At 69.9% G+C, this 18,086-nt stretch carries 21 protein-coding genes, 1 tRNA gene and 1 riboswitch; of the genes, 14 read left to right on the forward strand and 8 right to left on the reverse strand.

The features are described 5' to 3' along the window. Nucleotides 1-10 precede the first annotated feature (10 nt). Complete coding sequence (locus HNR07_RS32920; protein WP_184370583.1) at nucleotides 11-1,357, forward strand: M16 family metallopeptidase; 1,347 nt, start codon at nucleotides 11-13, stop codon at nucleotides 1,355-1,357. A 337-nt stretch (nucleotides 1,358-1,694) separates the two neighbouring features. Continuing rightward, the gene (locus HNR07_RS32925) at nucleotides 1,695-2,876 is read left to right on the forward strand and encodes a serine/threonine-protein kinase (RefSeq protein ID WP_312894039.1); all 1,182 of its coding nucleotides are present in this window, start codon (nucleotides 1,695-1,697) and stop codon (nucleotides 2,874-2,876) included. A gap of 55 nt (nucleotides 2,877-2,931) precedes the next feature. Here HNR07_RS32925 and HNR07_RS32930 read toward each other — a convergent pair. Then, nucleotides 2,932-3,006 (reverse strand) — tRNA-Leu (locus tag HNR07_RS32930). Nucleotides 3,007-3,083: 77 nt separating this feature from the next. Continuing rightward, on the reverse strand, nucleotides 3,084-3,566 hold the full coding sequence (gene bcp, locus HNR07_RS32935) for a thioredoxin-dependent thiol peroxidase (protein WP_184370589.1): 483 nt from the start codon (nucleotides 3,564-3,566) through the stop codon (nucleotides 3,084-3,086). A 355-nt stretch (nucleotides 3,567-3,921) separates the two neighbouring features. Here bcp and HNR07_RS32940 point away from each other — a divergent pair, with 355 nt between their 5' ends. Together HNR07_RS32940 and HNR07_RS32945 are read left to right on the forward strand one after the other, a co-directional pair. After that, entirely contained in the window at nucleotides 3,922-5,031 is a 1,110-nt protein-coding gene (locus HNR07_RS32940) for a CDP-alcohol phosphatidyltransferase family protein (protein ID WP_184370592.1), read from the forward strand. 17 nt (nucleotides 5,032-5,048) lie between these two features. Continuing rightward, the gene (locus HNR07_RS32945) at nucleotides 5,049-5,447 is read left to right on the forward strand and encodes a DUF3618 domain-containing protein (RefSeq protein WP_184370595.1); all 399 of its coding nucleotides are present in this window, start codon (nucleotides 5,049-5,051) and stop codon (nucleotides 5,445-5,447) included. Nucleotides 5,448-5,557: 110 nt separating this feature from the next. Here HNR07_RS32945 and HNR07_RS32950 read toward each other — a convergent pair whose 3' ends face one another. Then, nucleotides 5,558-6,781, reverse strand: coding sequence for an alanine racemase (locus HNR07_RS32950; RefSeq protein WP_184370598.1), 1,224 nt, complete (start codon nucleotides 6,779-6,781; stop codon nucleotides 5,558-5,560). A 191-nt stretch (nucleotides 6,782-6,972) separates the two neighbouring features. Here HNR07_RS32950 and purU point away from each other — a divergent pair, with 191 nt between their 5' ends. The 8 genes from purU (at nucleotide 6,973) to HNR07_RS32990 (ending at nucleotide 11,044) form a co-directional block, all read left to right on the forward strand. Then, the gene (gene purU, locus HNR07_RS32955; protein WP_184370601.1) at nucleotides 6,973-7,860 is read left to right on the forward strand and encodes a formyltetrahydrofolate deformylase; all 888 of its coding nucleotides are present in this window, start codon (nucleotides 6,973-6,975) and stop codon (nucleotides 7,858-7,860) included. A 305-nt stretch (nucleotides 7,861-8,165) separates the two neighbouring features. Then, complete coding sequence (locus HNR07_RS32960; RefSeq protein WP_184370604.1) at nucleotides 8,166-8,390, forward strand: CsbD family protein; 225 nt, start codon at nucleotides 8,166-8,168, stop codon at nucleotides 8,388-8,390. A gap of 60 nt (nucleotides 8,391-8,450) precedes the next feature. Next, nucleotides 8,451-8,921 carry an Asp23/Gls24 family envelope stress response protein gene (locus HNR07_RS32965; RefSeq protein WP_221319003.1) on the forward strand — a complete coding sequence of 157 codons (471 nt, stop codon included), beginning with the start codon at nucleotides 8,451-8,453 and terminating at the stop codon, nucleotides 8,919-8,921. Nucleotides 8,922-8,923: 2 nt separating this feature from the next. Next, nucleotides 8,924-9,244 carry an Asp23/Gls24 family envelope stress response protein gene (locus HNR07_RS32970; protein WP_184370610.1) on the forward strand — a complete coding sequence of 107 codons (321 nt, stop codon included), beginning with the start codon at nucleotides 8,924-8,926 and terminating at the stop codon, nucleotides 9,242-9,244. 43 nt (nucleotides 9,245-9,287) lie between these two features. Then, nucleotides 9,288-9,461 (forward strand): hypothetical protein, encoded by a 174-nt coding sequence (locus HNR07_RS32975; protein WP_017546417.1) that lies wholly within the window; start codon nucleotides 9,288-9,290, stop codon nucleotides 9,459-9,461. Nucleotides 9,462-9,475: 14 nt separating this feature from the next. After that, nucleotides 9,476-9,844: an Asp23/Gls24 family envelope stress response protein gene (locus tag HNR07_RS32980; RefSeq protein WP_376769967.1), complete on the forward strand. Its 369-nt coding sequence runs from the start codon at nucleotides 9,476-9,478 to the stop codon at nucleotides 9,842-9,844. 1 nt (nucleotide 9,845) lies between these two features. Next, a complete protein-coding gene (locus HNR07_RS32985) occupies nucleotides 9,846-10,451 on the forward strand; it encodes a DUF6286 domain-containing protein (RefSeq protein WP_017584136.1) in 606 nt (201 codons plus the stop codon). Nucleotides 10,452-10,453: 2 nt separating this feature from the next. Next, complete coding sequence (locus HNR07_RS32990) at nucleotides 10,454-11,044, forward strand: Asp23/Gls24 family envelope stress response protein (protein WP_184370613.1); 591 nt, start codon at nucleotides 10,454-10,456, stop codon at nucleotides 11,042-11,044. Nucleotides 11,045-11,101: 57 nt separating this feature from the next. Here the strand turns inward: HNR07_RS32990 and HNR07_RS32995 are convergent, their stop codons facing one another. Next, nucleotides 11,102-12,379 carry a hypothetical protein gene (locus tag HNR07_RS32995; RefSeq protein WP_184370616.1) on the reverse strand — a complete coding sequence of 426 codons (1,278 nt, stop codon included), beginning with the start codon at nucleotides 12,377-12,379 and terminating at the stop codon, nucleotides 11,102-11,104. A 375-nt stretch (nucleotides 12,380-12,754) separates the two neighbouring features. On the opposite strand from HNR07_RS32995, the gene HNR07_RS33000 reads away from it, so the two are divergent. Both HNR07_RS33000 and HNR07_RS33005 read left to right on the forward strand, forming a co-directional pair. Further along, nucleotides 12,755-12,958, forward strand: coding sequence for a hypothetical protein (locus HNR07_RS33000; RefSeq protein ID WP_184370619.1), 204 nt, complete (start codon nucleotides 12,755-12,757; stop codon nucleotides 12,956-12,958). Next, nucleotides 12,959-13,363: a type II toxin-antitoxin system death-on-curing family toxin gene (locus tag HNR07_RS33005; protein WP_312894040.1), complete on the forward strand. Its 405-nt coding sequence runs from the start codon at nucleotides 12,959-12,961 to the stop codon at nucleotides 13,361-13,363. 13 nt (nucleotides 13,364-13,376) lie between these two features. Here HNR07_RS33005 and HNR07_RS33010 read toward each other — a convergent pair whose 3' ends face one another. The 4 genes from HNR07_RS33010 to gcvT all read right to left on the reverse strand — a co-directional run bounded on the left by HNR07_RS33010 (nucleotide 13,377) and on the right by gcvT (nucleotide 17,801). After that, nucleotides 13,377-14,789: an L-serine ammonia-lyase gene (locus HNR07_RS33010; protein ID WP_184370622.1), complete on the reverse strand. Its 1,413-nt coding sequence runs from the start codon at nucleotides 14,787-14,789 to the stop codon at nucleotides 13,377-13,379. A gap of 84 nt (nucleotides 14,790-14,873) precedes the next feature. Continuing rightward, entirely contained in the window at nucleotides 14,874-16,142 is a 1,269-nt protein-coding gene (locus HNR07_RS33015) for a serine hydroxymethyltransferase (protein WP_184370626.1), read from the reverse strand. 1 nt (nucleotide 16,143) lies between these two features. Continuing rightward, entirely contained in the window at nucleotides 16,144-16,524 is a 381-nt protein-coding gene (gcvH, locus tag HNR07_RS33020) for a glycine cleavage system protein GcvH (RefSeq protein WP_184370629.1), read from the reverse strand. Between the two features lie 161 nt (nucleotides 16,525-16,685). Beyond that, nucleotides 16,686-17,801, reverse strand: a complete 1,116-nt coding sequence (gene gcvT, locus HNR07_RS33025) for a glycine cleavage system aminomethyltransferase GcvT (RefSeq protein ID WP_184370631.1) — start codon at nucleotides 17,799-17,801, stop codon at nucleotides 16,686-16,688. A gap of 145 nt (nucleotides 17,802-17,946) precedes the next feature. Then, nucleotides 17,947-18,048, reverse strand: a riboswitch (glycine riboswitch). Nucleotides 18,049-18,086 lie beyond the last annotated feature (38 nt).

Below are 18,086 nucleotides of genomic sequence, written 5' to 3' on the forward strand. Positions count from 1 at the left end.
GCCGCAGAGCATGCAGCAGACCCGCCCGGACCTCGGCGCCCCCGCGTCCTTCACCTTTCCCAAGCCGCAGCGCGTCAGCGTCGGCGGCGGCACCGTCGTCGCCATCGACGTGCCCGGCCAGCAGCTGGCCTCCCTCCGCCTCGTGCACCCCTTCGGTGGTGCCGTCGAGCCGCTCGACGCCATGGGCGTCAGCGCCCTGACCAGCGAGGCCCTGGAAGACGGCCCCGACGGCAACAGCTCCCTGGCCCCGGCCCTGGAGCGCTACGGCGCCGAGTGGATCTCCCGCGTCAACTGGGACGGTTTCATCACCGGCCTGGACGCGCCCACCAGCCGCCTCGGCGACGCCGTCCACCTGTTCGCCGACGCCGTGCGCCGCCCCGCCCTGACCGCCGACGACGTCGTGCGCCGCCGCGACCAGCTCCTGGAGCGCTTCTGGCTGGACGCCTCCTCGGCCTCCACCCTGGCCATGCGCAGCCTCGGCGGCCAGCTGTTCACCGGCCGCTACGCCACGCCCCTGGCCGGCGGCCCGGTCAAGCTGGCCGACATCACCCCCGAGACCGTCGCCCGCTTCCACGCCGACTCGATCGCCTCGGTCGCCGGCACCCTCGTGGTCGTCGGCGACCTGGCCAACGTCGACCTCGAGGAACTGGGCCGGATCGTCTTCGGTGACGCCGCGCCCACGCCCGAACGGCAGGTCAACGCGCCCGCCCCGCCGCCCGGCGAACTGCCCCGCGTACTGATCGTGGACCGCCCCGGCTCGGTCCAGTCGGCCCTGGTCATCGCGCACCGCGCCCCCTCGCGCTCGCAGGTGGACCTGCCGCGCGCCGAGGGTGTCAGCGACGTCCTGGGCGGGATGTTCACCTCCCGCCTCAACATGGAGCTGCGCGAGCGCCTGGGCTACACCTACGGTGCCGGGAGCCGCTTCGACCTGCGCCGCGACAGCGGGGTGTTCTTCATGAGCACTCAGGTGGAGGCCGGTACCACCGCGCACTCGGTCACCTCCTCCCTGGAGCAGATCAACAAGCTGCGCGACGAGGGCGTCACCGAGGACGAGCTCGCCTCGGTCCGCGAGTCCAACACCGTGGGCCTGCCGGTCACCTACTCGACCGCCCGGGCCATGGCCGGGGCGCTGGTCGACATGGTGGTGCACGACCTGCCCGACGACTACGTGGACCGCAACCGGGCCGGGTACGAGAAACTCACCGCCGAGGACCTGAACGGCGCCGCGGTCGAGTACCTTCGACCGGAGGAGGCCGTCGTGGTGGTGGTCGGCGACGCCGACAGCCTGCGCGAACCACTCGCCAAGACCGAGGTCGGCCCGGTCGAGGTGCGCTCTCCCGAGTCCCTCTGGAGCTGACCGCCAGGGGTTTCGTGCACGCGCCGAGGCACGTGCACGAAACCCGGTTCAGGTCAAGGATTGGCAAGGGAGAGCCTTGTCACGGCATGTGTGGCTCTCCCTCGGACATAACGAAACCGAACCTATGTGTCAGCCATCAGGCAACCACCAGCGTGGACATTGCGTCATGCTGGTATAACGAGTGATCCGTGCACCTACGTGGTGACAGCGACCGCAATGCTCCGCAGGAGGCCACCATGGCCGGTGAATGGACCCGTGGATAACCGTGTCCTCCCTAGAAAACCCCCACACGCAGCGGCCCCAGACGTCGCCCGATTCCGCGCGTCCAGAGGCGTCCGTGGCTGAGCCGGAGGCTGGCGGGCGGCTGCTGATGGGTCGCTACCAGCTGACCTCCGAGATCGCCCGCGGCGGTGTCGGCACCGTCTGGCGCGCCATGGACCTGGTCATCAAGCGCGAGGTCGCGGTCAAGGAGCTCCGCCTGCCCGCTGACCTGAGCCGCGCCGAGCGCGAGTCGCTGGTCCAGCGCACCACCCGCGAGGCCCGGGTCGCCGGGCGCCTCACCCACCCCAGCCTGGTCACCGTGCTGGACGTCGTGGACGAGGACGAGCGGCCGTGGATCGTCATGGAACTGCTGGAGGCCTCCACCCTGGAGGAGATCATCCAGGTCGGTGGCCCGCTGCCCTATCAGCGGGTGGCCGAGATCGGGCTGAACCTGATCGACGCGCTCAAGGTCGCGCACGGCGAGGGCATCGTCCACCGAGACGTCAAACCGGACAACGTGATGATCAGCGAGGCCGGACGGGTGGTGCTGACCGACTTCGGACTGGCCGCCTGGAACGGCGAGTCCGCGCTGAGCTCCTCCGGGCGCATCATCGGCTCACCCGCCTACATCCCTCCGGAGCGCGCCAAGGCGGGCCCGGTAGGACCCGAGTCCGACATCTGGTCCCTGGGCGCCACCCTGTACGCCGCCGTCGAGGGCTACCCGCCCTACGACCGCAAGGGCTACATCAAGATCCTGCGCCAGGAACAGCTGGACGAGCCGAAGGCGGCCGCCAACGCCGGTCCGCTCGCACCGGTGCTGGCCGGGATGTTGCGGGTCGAGCCCGGTGAGCGGCTGAGCGCGGAGAACGCCGCCAAGATGCTGCGCATCGCCGCCCTGGCCCCCTGGGCCCCGGAGAAGTCCGCCCCCGGCGAGACCCCGGTCGGCGGACCCGACGGCGCCGTGGCGGGTCCCGCCGCGGCCGAGGGCGAGCAGACCGAGGAGCGCGAGTCCGCCCGGGAGCACTTCCGCGCGGGCGCGCACGCCCTGGCCGAGTCCATCAGCGAACGGCTGCGGCACAGCCCGGAGACGATGAACTCGATCATGCTGTCCATCCGCGAGTCCTCCGAGACGCTGGGCCTGACCAAGTCGGGCAAGCACTCCGACCGCAGCCACCTCACCCGGGCCGCGGCCGTGGGGCTGGGCATCATCGCCCTGCTGGCCCTGGTCATGTGGGCGCTCTTCGGTCTGGAGACATAGCTCGGCAAGTAAGAAGGGACGACCTCGCACGAACTGCGAGGTCATCCCTTTCTCGTGGGGCCGGCGGGATTCGAACCCGCACTGTACAGCACCTAAAGCTGCCGTCTCCTGCCAGTTGGACTACGGCCCCGACGGGGCCACTCTACCGGGATTCGGGAGACGACCGGTCGTCCGGCCCCGTGGTTACCGGACGACCGATCAACCGGGTCAGACTCCCAGTTCCTTCTTGATGCGGTCCACGTGGCCGGTGGCCTTCACGTTGTAGAAGGCCTTCTGGACCTTGCCGTCGGCGCCCACGATGACGGTGGAGCGGATGACGCCCTGAACGACGCGGCCGTAGTTCTTCTTCTCACCGAAGGCCCCGTAGGCGCTCAGGGTGTCCTTGTCGGGGTCGCCGAGCAGGGTGAAGGTCAGGCTCTCCTTCTCCCGGAACCGGGCGAGCTTCTCGGGCTTGTCCGGGGAGACGCCCAGGACGGTGAATCCCGCGGCGGCGAACTCGGTGAGGTTATCCCGGAAGTCGCAGGCCTGGGTGGTGCACCCGGGCGTCATGGCGGCCGGGTAGAAGTACAGGACGACGCTCTTGCCGGTGTCGGCCAGCACCTTGCTCAGACTGACGGGCCGACCGTCGGCGTCGTCGAGGGTGAAGTCGGGTGCCTGGTCGCCGGGCTCGAGGCGGATGGGCTCGCTCACGATGCTGTTGTTCCCTCTTGTCTATTCTTGGCGGAACGGCTGTCTGCGGCTGGCGGACCGGGTGTACCGGTCCGGATGTTCATGGCACACAGTACCGAGTCTCACGTTCTCGCTGCCGGGGGCCGGTTCGTCGGCGCTGGTCGGCGAGGTGGTGGTTCTTCGGTTGCGATTCCGGTTCGGTTCATCCGCTTTGGGAGTGACCAGCGGTTCGATCACCTATTGTTGACCATGTGCTATAGGTTGGCCGCCCCCTGGGACATGGCGTAGCGTGCGCGGGCCGCCCGTGACCCGCAGGATGTGTCCGGCGGCCGCCGACCGGGACACATCCGCTTCGCTTTGGGAGTAGTTCGCCACGATGCCTGGATTCACACTCGACGAGGTCAGGGCTCGTACGCTCAAGGAACGCGACTCCTGGCTGACGGTCTACCTCGTGGACCCGATCGCGGTCCGGCTCGTGCGGCAGATCGCCAACCGGACGTCGATCACCCCCAACCAGTTGACCGTGGTCGCCCTCTTCCTGGGCCTGGGCGCGGCCGTGTGCTTCGCCTTCGGTTACTGGCAGCTGCTCATCCTCGGTGCCCTGCTGTACTACGTGTGCTTCCTCGTGGACTGCACGGACGGCAAGCTCGCCCGGCTCACCGGCTCCGAATCGCTCTTCGGTGCCTGGATGGACTACGTCTCGGACCGCTTCCGGGTCCTGGTGTGCGTGGTCGCCCTGATGGGTGGCCAGTACCGGGAGACCGAGCACGTGGCGTTCGTCTGGCTGGCGCTGGCCGTGGTCTTCCTGGACATGCTGCGCTATCTGAACGCGCTCCAGGTGTACAAGGTCCGCCGGGAGATGCGGTCGCACCTGGCGGCGGCCCTGGAGCGGGCCCGCGCGGCGCTGTCCATGCTGGAGCCTGAGGGCGACGCCAGTGGTGACGCCACCGGTGACGCGACCGGCGGCGGACGCCGGACGATGAGCGACGGCGGCGAGCAGGCGGTGCTGCGACACGGCATCGGCGTGCTGGAGCAGATCCTGCGCAGCCAGAACGAGCGGGAGGCGCGCAACCAGCGCACCGCGGGCAAGCAGCCGGACCTGACCCTGCCCAAGGTGGACCTGCACCAGGAGTTCCGGACTCGTTTTCCCTGGTACCAGCGGTTCTGGGCGGCGTTGAACGCCCGCCGGATCCGGACCCACCTGGTCGGCGGGATCGAGTTCCAGATGGCGGTCTTCATGGTCGCCCCGGTCGCCGCGGCTCTCTTCGGTCCGTGGATTATCGGCTGGATCACGGCGTTTGTCGGCGTTTTGCTGCTCGCCTTCGAGATCGCCATCATCTATAAACTGTGGTTGTCCACGCGGGACTTCTTCCGTGTGGTCGACGGAATCGATGGCGCGCTGAGATTCTCCGGTCCGTCCGACGGCGCGGAGGAACAGGGTCGGGACACCGGCTCGGACTCGGACTCTCAGACAACCGTGCGCTAGTGGAGAGAGGCAGCCGAATGGCGGAGAGCGACACCGAACCGCGCCAGACCCCCGACGAGATCCAGGCTGAGATCAACCGGGAGCAGCGTCGGCTGGCGGAGACCCTGGACGAGCTCAGCGTGCAGGCCCGCCCGGCCAACATCGCCCGGCGCCAGGTCGCGAAGGCCAAGGAGCGGGGGACCCGGATCTTCGACGAGGCCCGGGCGCTCGTGCTCGGCGGCGGCGCGGTGCGTGTGGAGAGCCACCTGGTGCGGCCCGAGGAGGGCAGCATCGTGATCAAGGGTGACGACAAGGTGGTAACCACCTACCAGTCACGCGGTCAGCTGCCGCCCGAGGCGCTGATCCTCGTGGCCGGGGTCGGGACGGTCATCGCGGTGGGTGTCGTCGCTTGGGCGGTCCGCCGCAAGCGGAAGTAACCGCACCGACCCCCGACAGTCCGGAACGGGGCCCGCGCGAGGGATCGCGCGGGCCCCGTCCCGTTGCCCCGGTTCGGTCGTGTCGGGGCTCTGCCGGTCAGAGGCGGGCCTCAGAGGAAGGTCTGGCCCTCGCCCCGGTAGGTGGGCACCGCGCCCTCGTAGGTCCCGGTGTCGGAGTCGATCAGGTGCAGGGTGTCGAAGCGCTCGCAGAGCTCACCGGCCTTGGCGTGGCGCATCCACACCCGGTCGCCGACGGCCAGGTCCCGGGCGGCCTCGCCGATCAGCGGGGTCTGGACCTCGCCCGCGCCCTCGGTGGCGCTGTAGGACAGGCCAGCGGGCAGGTACGGGACCGGGGCGCGGTGGGCGTCGACGGGACCGGAGGCCGGGTAGCCGCCCCCCAGGACGGTGGCCACGTTCGGGGCGGGCCGACGGACCACGGGGAGCGCGAACAGCGCGGCGGGGCGGCCGCTGAAGGACCGGTACTGGTCGAACAGGTGCGGCTGGTAGAGGCCGGAACCGGCGGCCAGTTCGGTCACCGCCCGTTCGCGTCCGGTGGTGTGCAGACTACCGGTGCCACCGCCGTTGACGAAGCGCAGCGGGGCGACCCGGCGTACCGCGCGGGTGATCGCGGCCCGGCGTCTGGCCAGTTCCAGGGCGGAGCGGCGCTGGACGGCGCGTAGCAGGCGCCCGTACAGGGGGCGGCCGGGGGGAGCGTCGCCCACTCCGGCGATCTGCCCTTCGTAGGCCATGATCCCGTCGAGTTCCAGCTCGGGGCGGAGCACGAGGGCGCGGGCCAGCGCGGCGGCCTGGGCGGGGGTGCGGACGGGGGAGCGGTAGGCGCCCACGCGCACGCCGGGGCCCAGGGGCTGCCAGCTGGTGTCGATGTCCAGGCAGACCCGGACCGGCGGGGCGTCGGGGCCGCGGTCGGCCTTGGCCACGGCGGCGCGGATGAGGTCGAGGTGAGCGGTGCCGTCCACCATCAGTGTGATCACGCGTGCGGCGGCGGGGTCGGAGGCCAGTTCGGTGAGGGCGTCGGTGTCCGCGGTGGGGTAGGCGACGAGGATGTCGTCGCTGACCGGTTCGGGGCCCGCGGTGGCCAACCAGAGCGCCTCGGGCAGGGTGAAGGCCATGACGCCCGCGTAGCCGGGCAGCGCCAGGGCGGTGCGCAGCAGTTCCCTGGAGCGCACGGACTTGCTGGCCACCCGGATGGGGCGCCCGTGGGCGCGGCGGGTGAGGTCGGCCGCGTTGGCGCGGAAGGCGGCCAGGTCGACCATGGCGAAGGGGGCCTGGATTTCGCGCGTGGCGGCCTCGTACTTCTCACGCAGGCTAGTCATGTCTTGAGGATGCCAGAACATGAATGTCTTTCATATTGACCGAAGGGTCCGATTTTGCGGCCTTCGGAGAACTTCCGCCGTAGCCGCAGGTGACACGGGATACCCCGGGAACGACTTCACCGGTTCCGTGCGCTCGATATCCTGGGGCGTCACGGCTGATCGGCCGGTCGACCCCGGGAGTGGTTCCTTTCATGAGCGAGCGCGAGTACGTCCTGACCCTTGCCTGCCCCGACAGCAGGGGCATTGTGGCCGCGGTGGCCAACCTGCTGGCCGACCACGGGTGCAACATCACCGAGAGTCAGCAGTACGGCGACCACTTCACCGGTCGCTTCTTCCTTCGGATGCAGTTCGTGGCCGAGTCCGGGACCTCCGGCGCGGTCGACGAGGACGTGCTGCGCGGCGCCTTCGCCTCCCTGGCCGGGGACTTCGGCAGCGGCCCCGGCGACTCGTTCGTCGAGTGGGACCTGCAGGCCCGGGACGTGCGCCCGCGCATGATCGTGATGGTGTCCAAGTTCGGGCACTGCCTCAACGACCTCCTCTACCGCCAGCGCAGCGGGCTGCTGGACATCGACATCGCCGCGGTGGTCTCCAACCACCCCGACCTGGAGTTCCTGGCCGACTCCTACGGCGTGGACTTCCACCACCTGCCGATCACCCCGCAGACCAAGCGCGAGCAGGAGGGGCGGATCCTGGAGCTGGTCGACTCCTACGACGTCGACCTGGTGGTGCTGGCCCGCTACATGCAGGTGCTCTCCGAGCAGCTGTGCACCAAGATGTCCGGGCGCATCATCAACATCCACCACTCCTTCCTCCCGAGCTTCAAGGGCGCCCGCCCCTACCACCAGGCGCACTCACGCGGGGTGAAGCTGATCGGCGCCACCGCCCACTACGTCACGGCCGACCTGGACGAGGGCCCGATCATCGAGCAGGAGGTCTCCCGGGTCGGCCACACGCACAGCCCGGAGCAGCTCACCGCGATCGGCCGCGACCTGGAGTCGGTGGCCCTGGCGCGCGCCGTCAACTGGCACGCCCAGCGCCGGGTCCTGCTCAACGGCGAGAAGACGGTCATCTTCGACTAGGGCCACCAGGACCGACGACCCGGCGACGCGGCCGGGGACAACTTGATTTCGGACGCTCAGGGGTGCCTTCTGGCACCCTTGACGTTTTTCTGGCCCAGGCGGGGTTCCGGAGGGGGTTTTGGGGCAAGGATGGTAAGACCATGACCCTCTCTACCAGCAATTTATGCCTCTCAGTACCTTGTTGGCTACATAGAGTGCGTATATGGTGTGATGAGGTCGAAACCTCTCCGGTCGTCCCGACCCGGGCCGACCTGGGTTTCGGTCCATCAACCCTGAGTCGAACCGACTCTGATCAGGGGGCACAAATGGGCAAGCACTTCGACGACGCCGCTGGCAAGGGCAAGGAAGCCTTCGGCAAGGTCACCGGCGACCGCGGTACCGAGTTCGAGGGCAAGGCCGACCAGGCCAAGGCCGGGGCCAAGGACGCCGCGGACAAGGCCAAGGGCAAGGCCGAGGAGCTCAAGGACAAGGCCGAGGACGCGTTCGAGTCCGCGGGGGAGAAGATCAAGGACGTCTTCAAGAAGAAGTAGAAGGCTCCAGGACGGTTTGCACACTGTTTTGCACACTGCGTAGGGGGACCAGTGTCGGACATGAAGACCGAAGCCGCGGTGCCGAGCGCCCGCGAGGCCGCCGGTAAGCGCAACGCCGCCAACCGGGACGAGCAGCAAGGCCACACCCAGATCGCCGACGGTGTCGTGGCCAAGATCGCCGGGATGGCGGCCCGTGAGATCGGCGGTGTCCACGCCATGGGCGGTGGGACCGCCCGCATGGTGGGGGCCGTGCGCGACGCCGTGAGCGGCGGCAGCTCCTCCGGCTCGGTGGCCCAGGGGGTCTCGGTCGAGGTCGGGGAGCGCCAGGCCGCCGTCGACATCGACGTGGTCGTCGAGTACGGCGCCGCCATCCAGGACCTGGCCGCCGCGGTGCGCCGCAACGTCACCAACGCGGTCGAGCGGATGACGGGCCTCGAGGTCACCGAGATCAACATCAAGGTGGACGACATCCACCTGCCCGGGGACGAGGAGTCCGCCGACGAGGGCGACTCCGAGCCCAGGGTCCGCTAGCCGTGGCCGGCAGCGACGCCCGCAGCGAGACCGCACGGACCATCGCCGAGGCGGCCACGGGCTTTCCCGACGTGGTCGAACTGTCCTCCGGGGCCTTCGGAACCTTGAGCACGGCCGTGCCGGGGGGACGGATCCGGGGGGTGACGGTACGCGACGGCTACGTCGAGGTCGGTGTGGTCGTGCGCTACGGGCGTCCGCTGCCGGAGATCGCCACCGAGATCCGCCGGGGCCTGGCCCCGTTGTCCGGCGGCCGCGCCGTCCACGTGTCCGTGGAGGACGTGGTCGCCGGCCTCGGTGACGGCGCACGCACCACCGCCAGCTGAACACAGACCTACAAGCAGGGTGTTCTGATTAGAGGGGGTAGCCATGTGGCCCATTGTTGGACTGTCCTACGGGACGGTGCTCGGGCTCGCGGCGGCGTTCGGCGGGTTCCCCGCCTTCGCGCTGGTTCTGGTCCTCGGCCTCGTCGGGTTCGTCGCGGGCCGGGCGATGGAGGGTGAGATCGACCTCGCCGAGATGTTCACACGGCGGTCGGCGTAGACAGGGGTGAGGTCGTGGTCGGCGTTCGGAGCGATACGGTCCCCCGCCAACGGGTGGCCGCGCCCCCGTGGGAGGGGCCCGGAAAGCACGCCCACACGCGGGACCCCGGAGGCCGCACCGACATCCCGGGGGCCGTGATCGAGAAAGCGGCCGCCAGGGCCGTCGGAGAGGTCCCCGGGGCGCGGGCCGCGCGTTCGAGGGCGGCCCGCGCCCGCGTCAGCGGGGAGGTCGTCCTCCTGCGGTTGCGCGTCGAGGTGGACTACCCTCGGCCCACCCGCCAGGTCGCCCAGGCGGTACGCGAACACGTCAAGAACCGGCTCGAGTGGATCACCGGCAAACAGGTCCACCACATCGACATCGAGATCGCGGAGTTGGTGCGCTGACATGACCACCGTGGAAGAGGTGCTCGGTCGTCCGAGCCAGGGGCTCGACCGCCGCGCCAAGCGGGTCGCAGTCCACACGTTCCGGCCGCGCCGCTCCTGGCCCGCGGTGCTCACCGGACTCGTGATCCTGGTGGTGGCCGTGGTCGCCGCCGCCGAGGTCATCGCCGCTCTCGCGGGTAACCCGCTACGCCTGATCCCGGTCGGCGCGGCCACCGACTACGCGGCCGCCACCACCTGGTCGGAACCCTCCGTGCAGATCGCCTCGGGGGTCCTGGCACTGATCGGCCTGGCCCTGATCGTGGTCGCGCTGGCCCCCGGACAGAGCCGGTGGACCGCGTTGCGCACCGACGACCCGGCGCTGGTGGTCGGCCTGACCCGGCCCGCGCTGCGCCGGGCCGTGGCCGCCGCCGCCCAGGACGTGAGCGGGGTCGACAGCGTCAACGTGGCCGTGCGCGGCAACAAGCTCCGGGTGCACGTGCGCACCGGTATGCGCGAGTCACGCGGGCTGCCCGCCGAGGTGACCGCGGCCGTGGAGCACCGTCTGGAGGAACTGGCACCGCTGCGCAGCATGCGGATCGCCACGCACGTTCGATACGCGGAGGGTTGACCATGGCGCGCGACAGGTCTCGGAGGTCGGCCCGGGGCAATCGCCTGGGCCTGGTGATCGTCGGATCGGTACTGCTGGCCGGGGGGCTGTCCGCCCTGGCGGTGGGGCAGGGGCTGTTCGGGGGTGACCTGGCCGCCTCGCCCCTGCTCGGGGACCAGGTGAACGAGCTGCTCGCCCAGCGGTGGGTGCCCTACGCGGCGGTGGCCGTCGCCTTCGTGGCCGGCTTCCTGGCCCTGCGGTGGCTGATGGTGCAGGGCATGAACGACACGGTGGGCCGGCTCTTCCTGGAGCGCGACGACGCGGGCAACGTCGAGATGACCGAGAGCGTGGCCCGCGGCGCCCTGGAACAGGAAGTCGCCGACTACCCGGGGGTTCGCCGCGCCCGAGCCCGCCTCACCGAGTCCAGCGACCGGCCGCACCTGCGGCTGGCGCTGACCCTGGAGGACGACGCCGACGTGGCGAGCGTGTGGCAGCGGGTCCGCTCGGAGGCGATCGCCAACCTGCGCGGCGCCCTCGAACTGGACCAGGTCCCCACGGTCATCCGGATGTCCATGACCGCCCCGGCCAAGAACCCCAGGCGCAGCCTGGCCTGAGGCGCTCCGGGATACAGCGGGGGTCGGCGCGCACCGCGCGCCGACCCCTTTCGCGTGCTATGTCCAGGACAGGATCGCGTTGAGGTCCGCGGGCAGCCCGGGGAACTCCTCAGGTTCACTGGATCCGTCTGCGGGAACCCGGTACCAGCTGGTGTCGCCGTTCGGCGCCTTGGAGCGGAAGAGGACCTCGGAGGAGTCGTGGGACACGAAGGCGGCGGAGTTGGACCGGGTGCCCTCGGGGATCAGGGTCCGGTCGGCGGGCAGCGGTTCCTGTTCGATGTAGATGACGCCCTCGTTCGCCGCCTCGTACTCCGCGGGGGTCTGCGAAGTGAACTCCATGACGCTCAGCACGTTGTCGTCGAAGATCAGGGTCCCGTCGTCCAAGGCCTGGAAGGAGGCCGTCGGGTCCACCCGCACGTCGGAGGAGCGGTTCGAGTTGATGCCGTCACGGGTCAGATCGACCACGTCGGCGCCGACCTGGTCACTGAGGTCGTAGTAGTGCGCGAGGTGCGAGTCGACGCTTCCGACCAACCCCGCGCCGTCGTCGGTCACGGCCATGCCGACGAAGTGGTGCCCGTAGAGCACGGCGGCGTCGATCCCCGGCACGACCGTGAGCTGGTCGCAGCGCATCCTGGCGCAGGTGCCGTCGAGGTCGGTGATCTCCCCGCTCTCCAGGTCCATCGCGTGGATGGTGTGCTCACTCCCGCCTTCGTCCTGCACGAAGAGGATTCTGTCGCGCTCCGGGTCGGCCACCGGGTGGTCGTAGTTGATCGGGGTGGCGAAGTCGCCGACCTCCTGTTCGGGGCTGAGCGCCGTGAACACGCCGTCCTCGGACAGGACCCCGAACCCCTTGACGTCGTTACCGTTCACCTCCTCACTGAAGGTGACCAGGACGAGGTGCCGCTCGGGGAACAGCGGCGGCGCGTCCTGGTGACAGGAGGTGCCCAGGGCGATACCGGCGTCCACCGCCCGGCCGTGCGAGAGGTCCGGGGACTCGGCGCGGTCGACGCCCAGGATGTCGAAGCGGGCATGGAGAATCCGCTCGGCGGTGTCGGAGTACAGGGTGTACTCGACCCACCCCTCCCGCACACCGCAGTTGGCCGTGAGGATCCCGGGGTCGGCCAGGGAAGGCGTGTCCGAGGCTTCCTCCCCGGACTCCTCCTCGGTCTCCTCTTCCTGAGGGGCTTCTTCCTCGGCGGGGGACTCGGCCGAGGCCGCGGTGGTTTCCTCCTCGCCCGAGGAACCGTTGACGAGGCCGCAGCCGGAGAGAAACAGGGACAGCGCGGCGGTGGGGGCGAGCACGCGCATAACTGGGGAAAGGGTTCTGGAGGTCACGGCCGAAATCTATACCATTCGCGGATGGTGTGAATTCGCGGGGTTTTCGGAATTGAAGTGAGAAATCCCCGGCGTTCTTCGTGAAAGGCGGACGGGGCAGGCCGATCCGCTGGAAATCCGAACTCGGACGGCCCGGTCCGAGCGCGATGGCCGGATGCGGTCAAAGGGGCGAGTCTGGTGGCGAGCTGAGCTCAAGCCACCAGACCCGGGGTGACGGTCGACGGGGCGAGCGGGTGGGAGGCTCAAGCCCGGTTGTCGACCGTGCGCCTGGTACAACCCGAGATGTCCCCAGGTGATTCCCGTTGGGAAGATCAGATCCGTCTCTCGGCGCCTGTGTGTACTCTGGTAGCCAGACGTGTACTACAGGGGGTGAGCATGTCCGCGCTCGGTATCGAGTTCACGGAGGCGGAGTCGGAACAGATTCGGCAGACAGCTGCCGCTGAGCAGCGGTCACCGCAGGAGCTGGTCCAGGAGATGCGGGAGAGCGTGCTCGCCGATGTCCGTCGTCGCCGCTTCGAGGCTGCGGCAAAGCGCGTCACCACCCTCTCCGCCGAGCTCAACGAAAGGCTCGCCAAGTAGGTGGACGACGTCTTCTACCTGGACTCGGCGATGGTCATCGAAATCACCACCATGGCCCTGGCCCAGGAAGGCCAGGGCCCTGCCATGGTTCGCGAAACCGGGCTGCTGGAGAGTGCGGTCCACCGCCCGATGGGGTCTTCGTTCGGGGACGAGCACTACCCGGGCATCTTTGAGAAGGCCGCTGCGTTGATGCACTCCCTGGCCAGAAACCATGTGTTTTTCGACGGCAACAAGCGAGCCGCGTGGAACTCCGCGGCGACCTTCCTCGAAGTGAACGGGTGGCCCCTGGCGGAACCTGTCGATGTGGATCGCGCCGAGCATTTCGTCCTCGACGTCGCCGAGGGAAAACTCGGCGATATCGAGGCCATCGCCGCTGCCCTGCGCACTTTTCACGCGCTGAACTGAACCGCTAGTCCGGTCAGCACTCGATGACGTTGACCGCGAGGCCGCCGCGGCTGGTCTCCTTGTACTTGTCGTGCATGTCCCGGCCGGTGTCGCGCATCGTCTTGATGACCTTGTCCAGGCTCACGAAGTGGCTGCCGTCGCCGCGCAGGGCCATGCGGGTGGCGCTGATCGCCTTGACTGAGGCCAGCGCGTTGCGTTCGATGCACGGGATCTGAACCAGGCCGCCGATCGGGTCGCAGGTCAGGCCCAGGTTGTGCTCCATGGCGATCTCCGCCGCGTTCTCCACCTGGGCCGGGGAACCGCCCAGGACCTCGGCCAGCCCGGCCGCCGCCATCGAGGAGGCCGAACCCACCTCCCCCTGGCAGCCCACCTCGGCGCCGGAGATGGACGCGTTCTGCTTGAACAGTATGCCGATGGCCGCAGCCGTCAGCATGAACCGGACCACGCCTTCGTCGCCCGCGCCCGGGCTGAAGTGCAGGTAGTAGTGCAGGACCGCCGGGACGATCCCGGCCGCGCCGTTGGTCGGTGCGGTCACCACGCGGCCGCCCGCGGCGTTCTCCTCGTTGACCGCCAGGGCGTACAGCGTGATCCAGTCACTGCCGCGCATCGGGTCCGGGTCCACGTGGGTGGGGGCGAGCAGGCCGTGGTCGTCGCAGTTGCCGCCGAGCTGGCGGTAGAGCCGGTGCGCCCGGCGGGGCACCTTCAGGCCGCCGGGCAGGCTGCCCTCGGTGGTGACCCCGCGGCGCACGCACTGGCGCATCGCCGTCCAGATCTCCAGCAGCTCGGCGCGGATCTGGGCCGGGGTGCGGCCGAAGGCCTGCTCGTTGGCGAGCATCAGGGCGCTGATCGACATGCCCGTCTGGTCGCACAGCTCCAGCAGCTCCTCGGCGGAGGCGAAGGGGTAGGGGACCTCGGTGTCGTCGGCCTTGATCCGGTCCGCGCCCGCGGCCCGCTCGTCCACGACGAAACCGCCGCCCACCGAGTAGTACACCTTGGCCGCCACCTCGACGCCCTTGGCGTCCAGCGCCACGAAGCGCATCCCGTTCGGGTGGTCGGGCAGGCTCTCCTTACGCCGGAAGTCCACGTCGACGGCGGGGTCGAAGGCCACCCGCGGACCGTCCGGGCCGCCCAGGAACAGCGTGCTGGCGGTCCGCACCTCCTCCACCAGCCGCGGGACGGAGTCCACGTCCACGAGCTCGGGGGTGTGCCCCATCAGCCCCAGGATCACGGCCGTGTCGCTGCCGTGCCCCTTGCCGGTGAGCGCCAGGGAGCCGTACAGCTCCGCCCGCACGTGGCAGACCCGCGACAGCAGGCCTTCGGTACGCAGCCCGGACACGAACGTCCGGGCCGCCTTCATCGGTCCGACGGTGTGCGAACTGGACGGTCCGATACCGATCTTGAACAGGTCGAAGACGCTGATGGCCATAGCTGTCCTCCTCATTGAGCACAGGGGATGGGGCCGTGGTGACCGGCGCCGTGTGGGCCTTCGCGGCCCACACGGCGGGCACTGCTACAGGTTGGGGTAGAGCGGGCGCTTGGCGGCCAGAGCGCTGACGCGGTCGCGCAGGGCGGCCTCGTCGAACCCGGGCTTGAGCGCCTCGGCGATGACGTCGGAGACCTCGGCGAAGTCGGCGTCGTCGAAGCCGCGTGTGGCCAGGGCCGGGGTACCGATCCGCAGACCCGAGGTCACCATCGGCGGGCGCGGGTCGTTGGGGACGGCGTTGCGGTTGACGGTGATGCCCACCGCGTGCAGCCGGTCCTCGGCCTCCTGGCCGTTGAGCTCGGAGTCGACCAGGTCGACCAGGACCAGGTGGACGTCCGTGCCGCCGGTCAGGACCTTGACGCCGACCTTGGCCGCGTCCGGCTGGTTCAGCCGGTCGGCGAGGATGCGCGCACCCGCCACCGTGCGGCGCTGGCGGTCGGCGAACTCCTCGCTCGCCGCGACCTTGAACGAGACCGCCTTGGCCGCGATCACGTGCTCCAGCGGGCCGCCCTGCATGCCGGGGAAGACCGCGGAGTTGATCTTCTTGGCGTATTCGGCCTTGGCCAGGATCATGCCGCCGCGCGGACCGCCCAGGGTCTTGTGGGTGGTGGTGGTGACCACGTCCGCGAACGGCACCGGGTTGGGGTGCAGCCCGGCGGCGACCAGGCCGGCGAAGTGCGCCATGTCCACCATGAGCAGCGCGCCGACCTCGTCGGCGATCTGGCGGAAGCGCGCGAAGTCCAGGTGGCGCGGGTAGGCGGACCAGCCCGCGACGATCATCTTGGGCTGGTGTTCCTTGGCCAGGGCGGCGACCTCGTCGTAGTCGACGGTGCCGTCCTCGTCGCGCACGTGGTAGGCCACGGCGTTGAGGATCTTGCCGGAGTAGTTGATGCGCATGCCGTGGGTCAGGTGACCGCCGTGGGCCAGGTCCAGGCCCAGGATGGTGTCGCCCGGCTTGAGCAGCGCGAAGTACACGGCCGTGTTGGCCTGGGCACCGGAGTGCGGCTGCACGTTGGCGTGCTCGGCGCCGAACAGCTCCTTGGCGCGGTCGATCGCCAGCTGCTCGACGACGTCGACGTGTTCGCAGCCGCCGTAGTAGCGGCGGCCGGGGTAGCCCTCGGCGTACTTGTTGGTCAGGACGGTGCCCTGGGCCTCCAGGACCGCCTGCGGGGCGAAGTTCTCCGAGGCGATCATCTCGAGGGTATCGCGCTGACGGCCGAGTTCGGCGTCGACCGCCGCCGCCACCTCGGGGTCCAGCTCACCGAGGGTCTGGTTGAGCAGGTTGTCGCTGGTCATGTTAGTTCTCGCCTTCGGTCAGCTTGGTGTACTCCTCGGCGGAGAGCAGGTCCGCGGGCTCCTCGGAGACGCGCACCTTGAACAGCCAGCCACCGGTGAAGGGCTCGGAGTTGATGGTCTCGGGGGCGTTCTCGAGGCCCTCGTTGACCTCGACGACCTCTCCGCTCACGGGGGAGTAGATGTCGCTGACGGACTTGGTGGACTCCACCTCGCCCGCGGTCTCCCCGGCGGTGACCTCGCTGCCGACCTCGGGGGTCTCGACGTAGACGATGTCGCCCAGCGCCTCGGCGGCGAACGCGGTGATACCGACGGTGGCGATCCCGTCCTCGACCGCGATCCACTCGTGTTTGGCGGTGTAACCCAGCTCCGTGGGAACGCTCACTTCAACTCTCCTTGGAGGTGTTCCATTTGTCTGCCGTGCGCCCGTACGGCGGCCCGGCCCGGCCTACGCCTGGTCACGCCCCGGCCGTGCCGGTTCCTCGTGGGAATCCAGCCGTCGGTGCGTGCAGGTCGTCGGGGCCGCGCGGTGGCGGCCCCCGTTTCCTACGGCTGTCGCTTGTAGAACGGCAGCTCGACCACGTCGACTTCCTCGCCCCGGCCGCGCACGTCCACGGTGAACGTGCCGGTCGAGGTGTCGAGGTCGCCGTCCACGTAGGCCATGGCGATGGGGCGGCCCAGGGTCGGGGAGGGGGCGCCGCTGGTGGTGACTCCGATGACGGCTCCGTCGCGCAGCACGTCCTGGCCCTTGCGCAGCGGGCGGCGGCCACGGCCGACGAGCCCGATCAGGCGCCGCTCCCTGGAGGTGCGCGAGGCCTCCTCCAGGGCGGCGCGGCCGACGAAGTCGCCCGGCTTGTCGAGCTTGACCACGCGGCCCAGACCGGCGTCGAAGGGGGTGAGGTCGGCGCTGAGCTCCTGGCCGTACAGCGGCATCCCGGCCTCCATGCGGAGGGTGTCGCGGGAGGAGAGTCCGGCCGGCACCAGCCCGTGCCGGGCGCCCCCGGCCATCAGGGCGGCCCAGATCTCGGGTGCCTTGTCGGCGGGCTTGACGAAGATCTCGAAGCCGTCCTCGCCGGTGTAGCCGGTGCGGGCGAGCAGGACCGGCACCCCGGCCACGGTGTGCTCGTATCCGGCGTAGTAGCGGATGTCGTCGAGGTCGGCGTCGGTGAGCGGGGCGAGGATCTCCACCGCGCGCGGGCCCTGGACCGCGATCAGCGAGTAGGCGGCGGACTCGTCGGTGACCTCGACGTCGAAGCCCGCGGCGCGCTCGGCCAGCGCGGAGGCGACCACCGGCACGTTGGCCGCGTTCGCCACGACCAGGTACTCCTGCTCGCCGAGCCGGTAGACGATGAGGTCGTCCAGGACCCCGCCGTCCTCGGCGGTGATCATGGTGTAGCGGGCGCGGCCCACCTTCACCTTGGACAGGAAACCGACCAGGGCGTAGTCGAGGGCTTCGGCGGCCTGCGGGCCGACCAGCCGGATCTCACCCATGTGGGAGAGGTCGAAGAGCCCGGCGGCCTCACGGACCGCGGTGTGCTCGGCGGTCTCGCTGGCGTAGCGGAGCGGCATCAGCCACCCGGCGAAGTCGACGAGGGTGGCCCCGGCCTCTTCGTGGATCTTGTGCAGCGCCGTGAGGCGCGGCGCGGAGCTGGGCTCTGACATGGGCACTCCCGAGAGGATGGGCGTCGTGTCGTGCGATAGGCGTTGCCATCCTCCCCCTCTGTCATGGGTGCCTGAGAGCTTCACCGCGCGCTCGGCGTGGTTTGCACCTTCGGCGAGGGAACGCGTCCCTGCTTTCCAGAGTGGTCTCGCCCGTACGGTCCGGTGTGCCTGAGAGGTTGTCATCGGGGAGGGATTGCTCCTTCGGCGGCCCACGCTGGATACGCGGACTCTCTCCCGTACGGGGTCAGCAACACGTTCAGCCTAGCAGCGGCGACACAGGGCGCC

This window comes from Nocardiopsis metallicus (genome assembly GCF_014201115.1).
GTDB classification, from domain to species: Bacteria; Actinomycetota; Actinomycetes; order Streptosporangiales; family Streptosporangiaceae; genus Nocardiopsis; species Nocardiopsis metallicus.

Coding starts and splice junctions, on each gene's coding strand:
- HNR07_RS32920 (WP_184370583.1), top strand. CDS start 11: ATGCAGCAGACCCGCCCGGACCTCGGCGCCCCCGCGTCCTTCACCTTT.
- HNR07_RS32940 (WP_184370592.1), top strand. CDS start 3,922: ATGCCTGGATTCACACTCGACGAGGTCAGGGCTCGTACGCTCAAGGAA.
- HNR07_RS32945 (WP_184370595.1), top strand. CDS start 5,049: ATGGCGGAGAGCGACACCGAACCGCGCCAGACCCCCGACGAGATCCAG.
- HNR07_RS32950 (WP_184370598.1), bottom strand. CDS start 6,781: ATGACTAGCCTGCGTGAGAAGTACGAGGCCGCCACGCGCGAAATCCAG.
- purU (WP_184370601.1), top strand. CDS start 6,973: ATGAGCGAGCGCGAGTACGTCCTGACCCTTGCCTGCCCCGACAGCAGG.
- HNR07_RS32960 (WP_184370604.1), top strand. CDS start 8,166: ATGGGCAAGCACTTCGACGACGCCGCTGGCAAGGGCAAGGAAGCCTTC.
- HNR07_RS32965 (WP_221319003.1), top strand. CDS start 8,451: ATGAAGACCGAAGCCGCGGTGCCGAGCGCCCGCGAGGCCGCCGGTAAG.
- HNR07_RS32975 (WP_017546417.1), top strand. CDS start 9,288: ATGTGGCCCATTGTTGGACTGTCCTACGGGACGGTGCTCGGGCTCGCG.
- HNR07_RS32985 (WP_017584136.1), top strand. CDS start 9,846: ATGACCACCGTGGAAGAGGTGCTCGGTCGTCCGAGCCAGGGGCTCGAC.
- HNR07_RS32990 (WP_184370613.1), top strand. CDS start 10,454: ATGGCGCGCGACAGGTCTCGGAGGTCGGCCCGGGGCAATCGCCTGGGC.
- HNR07_RS33000 (WP_184370619.1), top strand. CDS start 12,755: ATGTCCGCGCTCGGTATCGAGTTCACGGAGGCGGAGTCGGAACAGATT.
- HNR07_RS33010 (WP_184370622.1), bottom strand. CDS start 14,789: ATGGCCATCAGCGTCTTCGACCTGTTCAAGATCGGTATCGGACCGTCC.
- HNR07_RS33015 (WP_184370626.1), bottom strand. CDS start 16,142: ATGACCAGCGACAACCTGCTCAACCAGACCCTCGGTGAGCTGGACCCC.
- gcvT (WP_184370631.1), bottom strand. CDS start 17,801: ATGTCAGAGCCCAGCTCCGCGCCGCGCCTCACGGCGCTGCACAAGATC.